The 12719-nt window shown below is 72.2% G+C and carries 16 protein-coding genes; 12 read left to right on the top strand and 4 right to left on the bottom strand.

The window, feature by feature from the left end; all coding sequences use genetic code 11:
- Nucleotides 1–16: 16 nt before the first annotated feature.
- On the bottom strand, nt 17–640 hold the full coding sequence (locus tag AC54T2_RS10590; protein ID WP_206054538.1) for a TetR/AcrR family transcriptional regulator: 624 nt from the start codon (nt 638–640) through the stop codon (nt 17–19).
- 39 nt (nt 641–679) lie between these two features.
- Here AC54T2_RS10590 and AC54T2_RS10585 point away from each other — a divergent pair, with 39 nt between their 5' ends.
- The 8 genes from AC54T2_RS10585 (at nt 680) to AC54T2_RS10550 (ending at nt 6669) form a co-directional block, all read left to right on the top strand.
- On the top strand, nt 680–1933 hold the full coding sequence (locus AC54T2_RS10585) for an acyl-CoA dehydrogenase family protein (protein WP_496666144.1): 1254 nt from the start codon (nt 680–682) through the stop codon (nt 1931–1933).
- Complete coding sequence (locus tag AC54T2_RS10580; RefSeq protein ID WP_186341585.1) at nt 1930–2718, top strand: SDR family NAD(P)-dependent oxidoreductase; 789 nt, start codon at nt 1930–1932, stop codon at nt 2716–2718. The genes AC54T2_RS10585 and AC54T2_RS10580 overlap by 4 nt, the downstream gene beginning before the upstream one ends.
- Nucleotides 2715–3788, top strand: a complete 1074-nt coding sequence (locus AC54T2_RS10575; protein ID WP_186341584.1) for a phosphotransferase family protein — start codon at nt 2715–2717, stop codon at nt 3786–3788. Before AC54T2_RS10580 ends, AC54T2_RS10575 begins: the two co-directional genes overlap by 4 nt.
- Nucleotides 3785–4453 (top strand): histidine phosphatase family protein, encoded by a 669-nt coding sequence (locus tag AC54T2_RS10570; RefSeq protein WP_496666143.1) that lies wholly within the window; start codon nt 3785–3787, stop codon nt 4451–4453. The genes AC54T2_RS10575 and AC54T2_RS10570 overlap by 4 nt, the downstream gene beginning before the upstream one ends.
- A 7-nt stretch (nt 4454–4460) precedes the next feature.
- Complete coding sequence (locus AC54T2_RS10565) at nt 4461–5204, top strand: SDR family oxidoreductase (protein WP_496666142.1); 744 nt, start codon at nt 4461–4463, stop codon at nt 5202–5204.
- 93 nt (nt 5205–5297) lie between these two features.
- A complete protein-coding gene (locus AC54T2_RS10560) occupies nt 5298–5741 on the top strand; it encodes a DinB family protein (protein ID WP_496666141.1) in 444 nt (147 codons plus the stop codon).
- Nucleotides 5734–6024: a DinB family protein gene (locus tag AC54T2_RS10555; RefSeq protein ID WP_496666140.1), complete on the top strand. Its 291-nt coding sequence runs from the start codon at nt 5734–5736 to the stop codon at nt 6022–6024. Before AC54T2_RS10560 ends, AC54T2_RS10555 begins: the two co-directional genes overlap by 8 nt.
- 231 nt (nt 6025–6255) lie before the next feature.
- On the top strand, nt 6256–6669 hold the full coding sequence (locus AC54T2_RS10550; protein WP_186341581.1) for a type II toxin-antitoxin system PemK/MazF family toxin: 414 nt from the start codon (nt 6256–6258) through the stop codon (nt 6667–6669).
- Between the two features lie 156 nt (nt 6670–6825).
- On the opposite strand, the gene AC54T2_RS10545 is transcribed toward AC54T2_RS10550, so the two are convergent.
- A complete protein-coding gene (locus AC54T2_RS10545) occupies nt 6826–7437 on the bottom strand; it encodes a DUF1294 domain-containing protein (RefSeq protein WP_496666139.1) in 612 nt (203 codons plus the stop codon).
- Nucleotides 7438–7635: 198 nt separating this feature from the next.
- Nucleotides 7636–8910 (bottom strand): HNH endonuclease signature motif containing protein, encoded by a 1275-nt coding sequence (locus AC54T2_RS10540; protein WP_496666138.1) that lies wholly within the window; start codon nt 8908–8910, stop codon nt 7636–7638.
- A 240-nt stretch (nt 8911–9150) separates the two neighbouring features.
- Between AC54T2_RS10540 and AC54T2_RS10535 the strand changes: the two genes are divergently transcribed.
- Nucleotides 9151–9858, top strand: a complete 708-nt coding sequence (locus tag AC54T2_RS10535) for a VOC family protein (RefSeq protein WP_496666137.1) — start codon at nt 9151–9153, stop codon at nt 9856–9858.
- Nucleotides 9859–9905: 47 nt separating this feature from the next.
- Here the strand turns inward: AC54T2_RS10535 and AC54T2_RS10530 are convergent, their stop codons facing one another.
- Nucleotides 9906–10049, bottom strand: a complete 144-nt coding sequence (locus tag AC54T2_RS10530) for a LuxR C-terminal-related transcriptional regulator (RefSeq protein WP_496666136.1) — start codon at nt 10047–10049, stop codon at nt 9906–9908.
- A 144-nt stretch (nt 10050–10193) separates the two neighbouring features.
- Here AC54T2_RS10530 and AC54T2_RS10525 point away from each other — a divergent pair, with 144 nt between their 5' ends.
- From AC54T2_RS10525 to AC54T2_RS10515, 3 genes are all read left to right on the top strand, one after another.
- Entirely contained in the window at nt 10194–11072 is an 879-nt protein-coding gene (locus AC54T2_RS10525; RefSeq protein ID WP_186341576.1) for an ABC transporter ATP-binding protein, read from the top strand.
- 74 nt (nt 11073–11146) lie between these two features.
- The gene (locus AC54T2_RS10520; protein WP_186341575.1) at nt 11147–11866 is read left to right on the top strand and encodes an ABC transporter permease; all 720 of its coding nucleotides are present in this window, start codon (nt 11147–11149) and stop codon (nt 11864–11866) included.
- Nucleotides 11863–12699 (top strand): protein kinase domain-containing protein, encoded by an 837-nt coding sequence (locus AC54T2_RS10515; RefSeq protein ID WP_186341574.1) that lies wholly within the window; start codon nt 11863–11865, stop codon nt 12697–12699. Before AC54T2_RS10520 ends, AC54T2_RS10515 begins: the two co-directional genes overlap by 4 nt.
- Nucleotides 12700–12719 lie beyond the last annotated feature (20 nt).

Genomic DNA, 12719 nt, shown 5'->3' with positions numbered 1-12719 from the left:
GATGATCAGGAGCTGATCAGGAGCTGATCCGCAGCAGGGCGTGGAGCGCGGCGACGCACTCCTCCACCAGCTGCGACAACGGGACCGGGCGCTCGTCTGGCGGCACAGCCGACCAGGTGAGCGCCCGGTCCTCCGTGTAGGCCCACCAGGCGTGCACGACGATCCTGGTCGAGGAGCGCTGCGACTCCGGCACGCCGAGCGCCGCCACGACGCGGTCCGTGCTGACGTCGCGCACGGAGTCCATCACCTCGCTGACCCGCGGGTCGGCGACCCCGTGCCCGTGGACGAGCGCGAGGTAGGACCGGCGCCGGCGGTCGATCTGCTCGATCATCAGGCGCGTGGTCATCTCGACCTGCGCCTCCCCCGCCAGCGACTCGTCGGGAGCCGTGTTGCGCAGGATCCGGCGACCGGCCGCCGCGATGCAGGCGAGGTAGAAGTCGGTCTTGGTCGGGAAGTAGTGGAACAGCAGTCCGCGCGAGATGCCGGCCTCCGCGGCGATGTCGTCCATCGACAGGTCCTGGATCGGCGTCTCGACGATCATCGCGAGGCCGATGCCCACCAGCTGGCGGCGCCGGTCGTCGGCGCTCAGCCGTCGTCGTACGACGGGCGCGTCGGCGGGCGGCACCGGGGCGTCGGACATCTGTTGAGCATTGCTCAACAGTGTGCGAAGGTCAACGCCATGGACTTCTCCCTCTCCCCGCGCGCGGACGACCTGCGCGAGCGCGTGCGCGCGTTCGTCACCGACGAGATCGAGCCCGTCGAGGCCGAGGCGCACCGCCGGATCACCCGGCTCCGCGAGTCCGGCGGCGACAACTGGACCCCCGACCCCGTCATCGCCGAGCTGCAGGCCAAGGCCCGCGCCCAGGGTCTGTGGAACCTCTTCCTCCCCGCCTCGCACGCCGGGCGGTACGCCGCCGACTTCGGCACCGACGGCGGCGACGGGCTCACCAACGTCGACTACGCGCCGGTCGCCGAGGCGATGGGCCGCTCGTTCCTGGCCCCGCTGGTCTTCAACTCCAACGCCCCCGACACCGGCAACATGGAGGTGCTGCTCAAGTACGGCACCGAGGAGCAGAAGCAGCAGTGGCTCGAGCCGCTCCTGCGCGCGGAGATCCGCAGCGCCTTCTGCATGACGGAGCCCGACGTGGCGTCGTCGGATGCCACCAACATGGCCGCCACCGCGGTGCTCGACGGCGACGAGGTCGTCATCAACGGCCGCAAGTGGTGGTCGACCGGCGTCGGCAACCCCGACTGCAAGGTCTTCATCTTCATGGGGCTCTCCGACCCCGACGCCGACCGGCACTCGCGCCACACCATGGTGCTGGTGCCCCGTGACGCCGAGGGCGTCGCCGTCGAGCGGATGCTCACCACGATGGGCTACTACGACGAGCCGCTGGGCCACGGCGAGGTCTCCTTCGACGACGTGCGGGTCCCGGCCTCCCACGTCCTGCTCGGCCCGGGACGCGCGTTCGAGATCGCCCAGGGCCGGCTCGGTCCCGGCCGGGTCCACCACTGCATGCGAGCGATCGGCCTCGCCGAGCGGGCCCTCGAGCTCGCCTGCGCCCGTGCGCTCTCGCGCACCGCCTTCGGCAAGCCGATCGCCAGCCTCGGCGGCAACCGCGAACGCATCGCCGACGCGCGGATCGCCATCAACCGCTCGCGACTGCTGGTGATGCACGCCGCCTGGCTGCTCGACCAGGGCATGAGCCGGGAGGCCTACTCCGCGGTGAGCGAGATCAAGGTCGAGGTGCCGGCGATGGCCCTGGACGTGATCGACATGGCGATCCAGCTGCACGGCGGGGCCGGGATGTCCGACGACTTCCCGCTCGCGGCCGCCTGGGTCGGGGCCCGCACGCTGCGGCTGGCGGACGGACCCGACGAGGTGCACCGCAACGTGGTCGCCAAGATCGAGCTCGGGAAGCACGCCTCGTGAGCGCCCCGTCGAGCAGCAGCGCGCGACGCGTCCTGGTCACCGGTGCCGCCTCGGGGCTCGGTGCCGCGCTGGTCACCGCCTTCCGCGAGAGGGGTGACGAGGTGCTCGCCACCGACCGGGTCGACGCCGACGGCATCGACCTCGTCCTCGACATCACCTCCGACGCCGACTGGGACGCGGCCGTGGACGCCGTCCGGGAGCGGTGGGGCGGTCTCGACGTGCTGGTCAACAACGCCGGCGTCGCCGGTGGCGGGCGGGTCGACCGCTGCACGATCGAGGAGTGGCAGTGGATCACCGACGTCAACCTCTTCGGCGCGGTCCGCGGCACCCGGGCGTTCGTCCCGATGCTCAAGGAGCGGCGCTCGGGCCACCTCGTCAACGTCGCCTCCCTCGCCGGGCTCGTGCACCCGGGCGGGATGGGCTCCTACAACGCGGTGAAGGCTGCTGTCGTGGCCTTCACCGAGACGTGCGGCCACGAGCTGGCGTCCCACGGCATCCGCGCGAGCGTCGTCTGCCCCTCCTACTTCCGCACCAACCTGATGGACTCCCTGCAGGGCAGCGACGAGGCCGTGGGCCGGGTGGTCGCCGGGCTGGTCGAGCGCTCGACCACCACCGCTGACGACATCGCCGCCGCGGTCCTGGCCGGCATCGACGCCGGCGACGACGTGATCGTGCCGGACGAGGCGGCCCGGCAGGCCTTCTTCCTCAAGTGGGCCGACCGACCGGCCTACGACGCGATCATGCGCGACCAGGCCGCCAAGCTCGAGGCGGGAGCGGGCTCGTGAGCGACGTGCCGGGCGCCCGCGAGGTGCGCGCGGAGGACGCGTTCGACGTCCCCCGGGTCGCGGCCTGGCTCCGCGACCACGCCGAGCACGCCGACGGGCTCGACGGCGAGCCGGAGGTCCGCCAGTTCACCGGCGGCGCGTCCAACCTCACCTACCTGCTGCGCTACCCCTCGGGCCGCGACCTCATCGTGCGACGCGCCCCGGCCGGCACCAAGGCGCGTGGGGCGCACGACATGCACCGCGAGCACGCCATCCAGTCGGCGCTCGCGCCGGTCTTCGGCTACGTCGCCCCGATGGTCGCCTTCTGCGACGACGCCGACGTCATCGGCGCCGACTTCTACGCGATGGAGCGGATCCCCGGCGTGATCCCGCGCAGCGAGTGGCCGGGCGACGTGCCCCTGTCCGCCGAGCAGGCGCGCGAGCTGTGCCTGCACGCCGTCGACGTGCTCGCCGAGCTGCACGGCATCGACCCCGGGGCGGCGGGCCTCACCGGTCTCGGCAAGGGCCGCGGCTACGTCCGCCGCCAGGTCGAGGGCTGGTCGACGCGCTACCGCAACGCCCGCACCGACGACGTCCCCGACCTCGAGTCGGTGATGGCGTGGCTCGACGCGCACCAGCCCGACGACGTGGCCACCTGCGTGATCCACAACGACTACAAGCTCGACAACCTGGTGCTCGCCGAGGACGACGTGACGCGCGTGGTCGGGGTGCTCGACTGGGAGATGGCGACCCTGGGCGACCCGCTGATGGACCTCGCGGGCTCGATGGCCTACTGGGTGCAGGCCGACGACGACGAGGAGTTCCAGCTGATGCGGCGGGTGCCGACGCACCTGCCGGGGATGCTGACCCGCGGCGAGTTCGTGGCGGCGTACGCCGAGCGCACCGGCCGGTCCGTCACGCCCGAGCAGTGGCGCTTCTACGAGGTCTTCGGGCTCTTCCGGATGGCCGTGATCGCCCAGCAGATCTACTACCGCTACGTCCACCGCCAGACGACCAACGAGATGTACGCCCTGTTCGGCGCGGCCGTGCAGGTCATCGGCCGCCGCGTCGACGGACTGATCGTCCGGTGAGCAGCATCCTCCTCGTGCGGCACGGGCAGGCCTCGTTCGGCGCCGCCGACTACGACGAGCTCTCCTCGACCGGCCACGAGCAGTCGCGGCTGCTGGGCGCCGCCCTCGCCGCCCGGGGGGTCGTGCCCGACCTGGTCGTGACGGGCGGGATGAGGCGGCACGCCCAGACGGCGGCCGGCGTGCTCGACGGCGCGGGCTGGTCGACCCCGGCGGACGTCGACCGCGGCTGGAGCGAGTTCGACCACCTGCAGGTGCTGGCCGTCCACGACCAGCCCACCACGGCCGGCGGCGAGTCGGAGAAGGCCGCCTTCCAGCGGTGGTTCGAGGAGGCGACGCGCCGCTGGACGTCGGGCGACCACGACGAGTCCTACGACGAGTCGTTCGCGGCGTTCACCGCCCGAGTGGGCGCGGCGCTCGACCGGCTGGCCGACGCGCTGCCCCGCAGCGGCACGGCCGTCGTGCTGACCAGCGGCGGACCGGTGGCCTGGGCGGCGGCCTCGCTCCTCGCCGACGGCGAGCCCGCGCGGACCGACCTGTGGCTGCGGCTCAACCCCGTGTCGATCAACACCGGCACCTCGACCGTCGTCCGTGGCTCGCGCGGCACCACGCTCGTGACGTTCAACGCCGCCGACCACCTCTCCCCCGACCTGATCACCTACCGCTAGGACCCCCGTGCCGACCACCCTCATCACCGGAGCGAGCAGCGGCCTGGGCGCCGAGATGGCCCGCCAGCTGGCCGCCCGCGGCCACGACCTCGCGCTCTGCGCGCGGCGGACCGACCGGCTCGACGCGCTGCGCGACGAGATCGTGGCCGCCCACCCCGAGCGCCGCGTGGTGGTCAAGGCGCTCGACGTCGACGACCACGACGCGGTCTTCCGCGTCTTCGGCGAGCTCCGCGACGAGCTCGGCGGACTCGACCGGGTCGTCGTCAATGCCGGGATCGGGAAGGGCCAGCCGCTCGGCACGGGCCGCTTCGACGCCAACCGCCAGACCGCGATGACCAACTTCGTCGGTGCGCTGGCCCAGACCGAAGCGGCGGCGGCGATCTTCCGCGCCCAGGACTCCGGCCACCTGGTGGTGGTCTCCAGCTTCTCGGCCCTGCGCGGCATGCCGCGCAACATGACGACGTACGCCGCCTCCAAGGCCGCGGTCGCCCACCTCGCCGAGGGCTTCCGCGCCGACGTCCACGGCACGCCGATCAAGGTCACCGTGCTCTACCCGGGCTTCATCGTCTCGGAGATGTCGGCCACCGCCACCGCCACTCCCCTGGTCGCCTCGACCGAGAAGGGCGTGCGCGCCATGGTCGAGGCGATGGAGAAGGAGAAGGGCTCCGCCGTGGTCCCCGCCTGGCCCTGGGTGCCGCTGGGGTTCCTGATCAGGCGCGTGCCGGTGTCGGTGCTGCGACGTCTGGCCTAGCGCCGGCTCAGGTGCCTCGTTCGCCCGGGTGAGCCCGAGCCTGCTCGGGCCATGGCGGGGTGGATGTCGGTATGGCGGTGCAGAGTGTCCGGCATGGTCACATTCGAGGATCAAGACATGACTGGTGCCGAGTTTCGCGAGTGCGACATGACCCGGGCTCGTCTGATCGGCGTGGTGATGCAGGACGCGGTCATCGACGGGCTGGTCACCAACCTGGTGGTCAACGGAGTCGAAGTGACGGCGTACGTCGAGGCCGAGCTGGACCGGCGGCACCCGGTGCGAGCGCTGATGCGATCAACCGACCCCACAGACCTACGCGGGGCCGAGCGAGGCCTGCGGGACAGCTGGGCATCCACGGTCGCGCGACTGCGCGGCATGCCCGAGGGGTCAGAGCACCGGCGCGTCGGCGGCGAATGGTCGGCGGTAGAGACCCTGCGCCACCTGGTGTTCGTGCACGACTCGTGGTTCCGTCGCTGCTGCCTTGGGGTCACCTCGACGGTTCACGGCAATCGGGTTGGCACCGGCCTTCGTGCCTGACCAGGAGGAGCAAGGCCTGGACCGAGCGGCTGCGCCTGGCCTCGACGAGGTGCTGACGGTGCGCGAGGAGCAGGCCGCCGAGCTCGAGCGTTGGTTGGCGAGCGTGACGACCGATGAGCTGTCGGCGCCCGCGCCCGTGCCTGCTGGGCCGGGCTGGCCGCCGTACGCCGCGGGGAAGACGGTGCTCGAGTGTCTGCGGGTGGTCTTGAACGAAGAGTGGGCGCATCACGGGTTCTGCGAGCGCGACCTCGACCTGCTGGGGGGTGATCGTCGGACGCGATGAGCCATCGGTGGGTACGAGCGGGGGCAGACCCGCGAGGTTCCCCTCCATCTCGACGGCAGGTCGACGAACAACGGCTGGGAAGCCGCCGCCCTTCTCCGTCACGCGGCGATGACGCACCCTCCCGACGCACGCCCAGCGGCAGCTCCGGATGGCCGACGCCTCGCACGCCATGGGCATGAGCGGGCGCCTTGAGTCGTCCTTGCCACACATCAGAACTGGTAGTTTCGCCAGGTGCGTCGTGGCGAGCTGTGGTGGGCAGAGATCGACGGGAAGCGACCGGTGGTTGTGCTGTCGGACGAGGCGCGCTCTGAGGTCCACGTCATGCAGATCGTCGCACCGGCCACGTCGGCCGAGAAACGCGGCTTCCTGATCATGTCCGGCGACCAGGCGGTCGACGCCGACAACCGGCGCCGCATGGTCGCCGAAGCCGGTCAGGTTCAAGCCATCGGGATCGAGGTCTGGTTCGGCAGCTCGGAGGGGCTGGCCGAGGAAGGTGTCGTGCGAGTCGCGCTCCCGCAGAACGCGACGGTCTTCTGCACCTGGGGTACGCGCCTCGGCGAGGAACTTCTTGTCGAGCGGATCGGCGCCTGTTCGCCGGAGAAGCTCCGTGAGCTCGACGCCGCCATCCAGTTGGCCGGCCCCTGACGTTCACAGGTGCAGCGTTGTCGGCAACCGGATGGCACAACCAGACCATGCAGGAGGCGGACAGCGGCTGTCCGGGTGCTTTCCAGGTGGCGCGGACAGGCGGCCGAACGGCCAAGGTCGGGGCCGGCACCGATTCGTGCAGCGGACCCCACCTGGTCAGGGCAGCGTCACAGGCGCGTCGTACACGAACCAGGCAAGTGCCACGCAGTTGGCGATGACCGTGAACCAGAAGATCGTGCGGAACGGTTGCTTGGTCGTCTTGTGTCGGAAGACCCGTCGCGCGACCAGCGCACCCGGCCAGCCACCCAGGAGGGCGATCGTGTGGAGGGTGGACTCCGACGTGCGCCACCTCCCCTGTTCCGCTGCGGACTTGTCGGCGCCGTACATCAGGAACGCCACTCCGCTGCACAGGCCGTAAGCAGCCAACAGCGTGACTGGCAGCTCGTCCAGCACGAGAAGGCCCACCAGGAGGGTGAAGAACAGCGTCGCTGCGGCGAGCGCCAGGGGCATCCCGGTGACGCCTGGACGGCCGGCCCAGACGGCGCCGACGTATCGCACCTCCGATGCACGCGCCCGGTTGCGCTCGTCTCGAAGCTCGGCGTAGGTGACCTCGCACCCGGTGACGGGCCGCCGACCACGAGGGAACGCACTTACGTGCACGAACACACGCGGGCCTCCAACAGCGGGCGTGATGAAGCCGAAGCCCCGGTCGTCGTTCCAATCCGCCAGGACCCCCTGCTGCCGCCCGACGACGGCGTCAGAAGTCACGTCTTCGGCTCCTTGGCTCGGGTGTCGCCAGGCTGGTCAGCCTGGATCGCGGCACAGGTGGCTCCCGCCCTCGGAGCACCGAGCACCTGTGATCGGCATTATGCGACGTTCGATCTCGCGACGGGTCGAACTCCGAGAAGACGTGACACGAGCGTGCCCAGGCGAGCGGAGACATCGTCGGTCAAACGGCGGTGACCCTCACGTCCGCCTGGTGAAGCGGACGTCGCCGTTGGGGAGGCGCGCGGCGTTGTAGGCGGGGTCGTGGGCGCGGTGGTGGTGGTGGCTGCAGAGCAGGACGCCGTCGTCGAGGTCGGTGCGGCCGCCGGAGAGCCAGGGGTTCCAGTGGTGGGCCTCGGCCCAGGTGCCGGGGATGTCGCAGCCCTCGCCGCGGCACGTCCGGTCCCGGATCAGGAGGGCGCGCTGCTGGGCGGGGCTGAACAGGCGGCGGGTGCGGCCGAGGTCGAGGACCTCCGAGGGGCCGCCGAGGACGGCGGGCACGATCCTCGCGCTGCACGCGAGCCGGCGGGCCTCGGCGGCCGTGATCATGTCCCCGGACCCCGCCGGGCCGTCGGAATCTCCGGGCACGGTCGGGGCGATGAGCCCGGCGGTGGCGAGGTCGGCACGCAGTGAGTCGAGACCGATCGTGACGACGAGGGTGGTGGCGTCGCCGCCGTGGACCGGGAGGCGGCGCGGGTCGACGGCCTCGAGGAGCCGGCAGAACGCCTCGCCGAGCTTGCGCGGGTGCGGGAGCCGACCGAGCGCGTCACCAGCGGCAGGGGCGGTCGTGCCGTCGTCGCGGCGGGGGTTGGTGTACGCCGTGAGGTAGGTGACGAACCGGTGCGCGACGGCGTCGGGGACGAGCGAGGTGATCCGGGTGGTGCCGTGACCGAGCCGGCGCACGGTGGTGCGGGTCTTGCGGTGCGCCTCGGCCTCGAGCTCGGCCAGCCGCCGGGCCTCGGCGTCGTCGACGAGCTCGGGGGCGACGGTGGCGAGGATGTGTCGGCCGACCTTCGCGAGCCGCTGCGGGTCCAGGGTCGCGGCGTGGCGGACCAGGGCGCCCTCGGCAGCGGCGAGGACGTCGCCGGGGACGGTGTCGGGCAGGTTGTCCAGCGCCCGCACGATGACGCGGGCCTGGGCGAGGTTGGCCGACCCCTCCCGCAGCGCGGCACCGACCACCGGCCAGCGCCGGTCGACCGCCGACGCGAGGCGCAGGTCGGCGCGGGCGTCCTCGGGACGCGACAGCGTGGCCCACGCGAGCCAGCCGGCGGCGTCGCGGGCGGCCGCACCCGCGGCCACGTCACCGGCGTCGGCCAGCACCCGCAACCTCAGCTCCGCCAGCCGGGTCTCGAGCCGGATCAGCTCGCCCAACGCGGCGGCCTTGTCGGACGTCGACATGAACGTCGGGTTGGTGTCCGCGACGCTCTTGAGCGTCTCGTCGATGACGCCCGCGGCAGCGAGGATCGGGTGGGTCACAGGTGGTCCCCTTCCCGTCGGCGTCGTGCGAGCGTAGCTCGATCCTACCGCCCTTCTGGCGTTATTCGAATACATGTTCGATCAAGGAATCCGCAAGAGATGCCCCCATCCCAGGGACCTTGCGCGCGCCGGTCGCTCGGAGGACGGCCGGCAGCGGCCAGCGCGGTGACGGTGCCGACCTGGCGCGCCGCACGTCGTCGTACGGGCATGGCGCTCCCGATCAGGGGTAGGTTCGCGCGCATGGACATGCTGCGCGGGCCCCAGATCGCCGGGGCGGAGCTGACCGACTGGCGCAAGCTCGCCCAGGGACTGCACGCGCGCTACCTGACCGACGACTTCGGCGCCGCCGTCCGGTTCGTGACCACGATCGGTGAGGCGGGCGACGCGATCGGCCACCACCCGAGGGTGAGCATCGGCACCGGGAACGTCGACCTCGAGCTGGTCACGGGCGACGCGATCTACCGCGACGACGAGGGCACCGAGCACGTCGTCGAGTGGGTGACCCAGCAGGACATCGACCTCGCCCGCCGGATCACCGACATCGCCGCCGACCACGGGCTGACTGCCGACCCGGCGTCCGTCAGCGAGGTCGAGCTCGGCCTCGACACCTCGCGCTCGGCGACGGTCGCGCCTGTGTGGGCCGCGCTCCTCACGGGAGATGCCGACTCACAGGGCAGGGGCTCGCCCGGCGACGAGGTCCGCGACGCCACCGGACGCGTGCCCAACCTGTGGTTCGACGACAGCGCCGACGAGGGCGCGTCCCACCAGCGGCTCCACGTCGAGGTGTACGTGCCGCTCGAGGTGGTCGAGGAGCGGATCGCCGCCGCCGTCGCCGCGGGCGGGACGGTCGTCGACGACACCCAGTCGCCCGGGCTCACCGTCCTCGCCGACCCCGACGGCAACACCGGCGTCGTCTGCGCCGACGTGTCCGCGGCCGGCAGGGGCTGACGCAGTCGATCGCCCGTCGTCTCGCCTGAGCCCGTCCAGGAGCCGGGTCAGGACAGTCCCACCTCCCTGAGCTGGCGGCGGCGAGAGCCGATGTCCAGCTTGCGGAAGATGTGGCGCAGGTGGGCGTCGATCGTGCGCGGGCTGAGGAACGGCTGCGAGGCCGCCTCCCGCGAGGTCGCCCCGGTGGTCATCACCGACGCGACCCGGACCCGCAACGCCTCCCGTCCCTGGAGGCCGACGATCCGGCGAGCACATCGGTGACTTTCACCGACGCGGTGGTGCCGTCATCAGCACGAGCCTGATGACACACCACCACCTCGACCCGAAGGATCCCCATGTCCACCAGTCCCGTCATCGATGTCGCCGACCTCCACGTCACGTACGGCGACTTCACCGCCGTCAAGGACCTCTCGTTCCAGGTCGGACAAGGCGAGCTCTACGCCCTCCTGGGCACGAACGGGGCCGGCAAGACGTCCAGCCTCGAGGTCGTGGAGGGTCACCGGCCGGCCGCCTCCGGCGCGGTCCGGATCTTCGGGCAGAGCCCGATGGACAGGCGCGCGGTGCGGCCGCGGATGGGCATCATGCTGCAGGAGAGCGGCTTCTCCGCCGACCTGACGGTGCGGGAGTCGGTGGGCCTGGTCGGCTCGTTGAGCGGGCGGCTGGACGACGTCGACCGGTTGCTCGACGTCTCCGGTCTCACCCGCCGGGCCGACACCCGCGTGGCGCAGCTGTCGGGGGGCGAGAAGCGCCGCCTCGACTTCGCCACGACGATCTACGGCGGGCCCGACCTGGTCATCTTGGACGAGCCCACGACGGGTCTGGACATCCAGTCCCGCGACGCGCTCTGGGACGCCGTCGAGCGGCTGCGCGAGGACGGCGCCACGATCGTGCTCACCACCCACTACCTGGAGGAGGCGCAGGAGCGCGCGGACCGCATCGGGCTCATGCACGAGGGCACCCTGCGACGCGAGGGCACCGTCACCGAGCTCACCGAGTCCCTGCCCTCCGTCATCACCTTCACGCTCCCCCCCGGCGCGCCCGAGCCGCCCCTCGTCGGCGCGCTCAACGGCGCGTTCCATGTCGAGACCTTCCGCCTGCAGGAGGACCTCCACCGGCTGCTGGGCTGGGCGGACGACTCCGGGGTGGAGCTGCGGGAGCTGGCCGCCGGGCCGACGCGGCTCGACGACGTCTTCCGCACGCTCGATGCGGCCTGAGGCCTCTGCGCCGCCACCCACCGCACCCGCGCCCGCCGACCGGCGTACGCCCCCACACCCGAAGGGAACCACCCATGCTCGAGATCGCTCGCAGCGAGCTCATCCAGATCTTTCGCAACCGGCTCGTCCTGGTCACCGGACTCGTCATCCCGGTCGCCGTCGGCGGCTACTTCGTCCGCCAGCACGAGACCTTCTCCGAGCTCGGCAGCCTCGGCTACGTCGCCGGGATCGTGATGTTCACCGTGCTCGCGTTCGGCCTCTACACCACCGCCGTGACCACCCTGGCCGCGCGCCGGCAGAACCTCTTCCTCAAGCGACTGCGCTCGACCGCGGCGAGCGACCGGAGCATCCTCGCCGGGCTGGTCCTGCCCATCACGGTCATCTCGCTCATCCAGGTCGTCGCCATCCTGGTCGTGCTGGGGGCGGTGGTCCGCAGCCCCGCGCACGTGCCGCTGCTGGTCGTCGCGGTGCTCGCGACGACGGCGATGATGCTCGCCCTCGCGCTGGCCACCGCCGGGCTCACGAACTCGCCCGAGCACGCCCAGGTCACCACCCTGCCGGTCAGCCTCGCGGTGATCGCGATCGCGAGCTGGGTGGGGATCACCGGCACGGAGGAGCTGGCCTACCTCAAGCGCCTCCTTCCCGGTGGCGCGGCGACCGAGCTGGTCGTCGACGCCTGGAACGGTGGGGTGCCCCTTCGCGACTCGCTCCCCCTGCTGGCGCCCACGCTCGCCTGGGTCGCCGCCTCCGTGGCGCTCGCCGAGCGATTGTTCCGGTGGGAGCCGCGCCGATGATCGCCGAGTCGGTCGTCGACGGCCGCTACGCGGTGGGTGACGTCATCGGGCGGGGCGCCACGGCCGAGGTCCACCGCGGCCACGACCTCCGCTCGGGGCGCCCCGTCGCCATCAAGGTGCTGCGCCAGGACCTCGCCCGCGACCCTGCGGCCCGGTCCCGGTTCCGGCGCGAGGCACGGACCGTGGCTCGCCTGGACCACCCCGCCATCGTGTCGGTCTACGCCGCTGGCGACAGCGCCGACGAGGGGCTCGGGGGCGAGACTGCCGGCGGGGTCCCGTTCCTCGTCCTGGAGTACGTGGCGGGGCGCACCCTGCGCGAGCTCCTGGCGACCCGCGACCTCGGGCGCGACGAGGCGATCCACTACCAGACCGGGATCCTCGCCGCGCTCGACGCCAGCCACCGGGCGGGCGTCGTCCATCGCGACGTCAAGCCGGCCAACGTGATGATCACGCCCGAGGGCGCCGTCAAGCTGCTGGACTTCGGCATCTCGAGCGCCGGGACCGACCCCGCCGCGACCCAGACCCACGGGCGGACGTTCCTCGGGACCCCGTCGTACACCTCCCCCGAGCAGGTGCGGGGTCACCCGGTGGATGCCCGCAGCGACCTCTACGCCGCCGGCTGCGTGCTCCACGAGCTGCTGACGGGGCGGCCGCCGTTCGTCGGGGACGACGCCGTCTCCGTGGCCTACCAGCACGTCCACGAGGCGCCCGCCGCCGTCAGCACCGCCCTCGCCCCGCTCGACGCGGTGCTGGCGAGGGCCCTGGCCAAGGAGCCGGACGACCGGTTCCAGGACGCGTCCACGTTCCGCGACGCGCTCCTGTCCGCGGCGTAGCAGCGACGCGAGGGCGGTCG

The sequence above is a fragment of the Nocardioides sp. Z35_8 genome (assembly GCF_059621125.1).
This window is presented reverse-complemented; position numbering and strand designations above follow the sequence as displayed.

Excerpts from the sequence above, each read along its gene's own strand:
- AC54T2_RS10590 (WP_206054538.1), bottom strand. The coding sequence starts at position 640 with ATGTCCGACGCCCCGGTGCCGCCCGCCGACGCGCCCGTCGTACGACGA.
- AC54T2_RS10585 (WP_496666144.1), top strand. The coding sequence starts at position 680 with ATGGACTTCTCCCTCTCCCCGCGCGCGGACGACCTGCGCGAGCGCGTG.
- AC54T2_RS10560 (WP_496666141.1), top strand. The coding sequence starts at position 5,298 with ATGGTCACATTCGAGGATCAAGACATGACTGGTGCCGAGTTTCGCGAG.
- AC54T2_RS10535 (WP_496666137.1), top strand. The coding sequence starts at position 9,151 with ATGGACATGCTGCGCGGGCCCCAGATCGCCGGGGCGGAGCTGACCGAC.
- AC54T2_RS10530 (WP_496666136.1), bottom strand. The coding sequence starts at position 10,049 with ATGACCACCGGGGCGACCTCGCGGGAGGCGGCCTCGCAGCCGTTCCTC.
- AC54T2_RS10525 (WP_186341576.1), top strand. The coding sequence starts at position 10,194 with ATGTCCACCAGTCCCGTCATCGATGTCGCCGACCTCCACGTCACGTAC.
- AC54T2_RS10520 (WP_186341575.1), top strand. The coding sequence starts at position 11,147 with ATGCTCGAGATCGCTCGCAGCGAGCTCATCCAGATCTTTCGCAACCGG.
- AC54T2_RS10515 (WP_186341574.1), top strand. The coding sequence starts at position 11,863 with ATGATCGCCGAGTCGGTCGTCGACGGCCGCTACGCGGTGGGTGACGTC.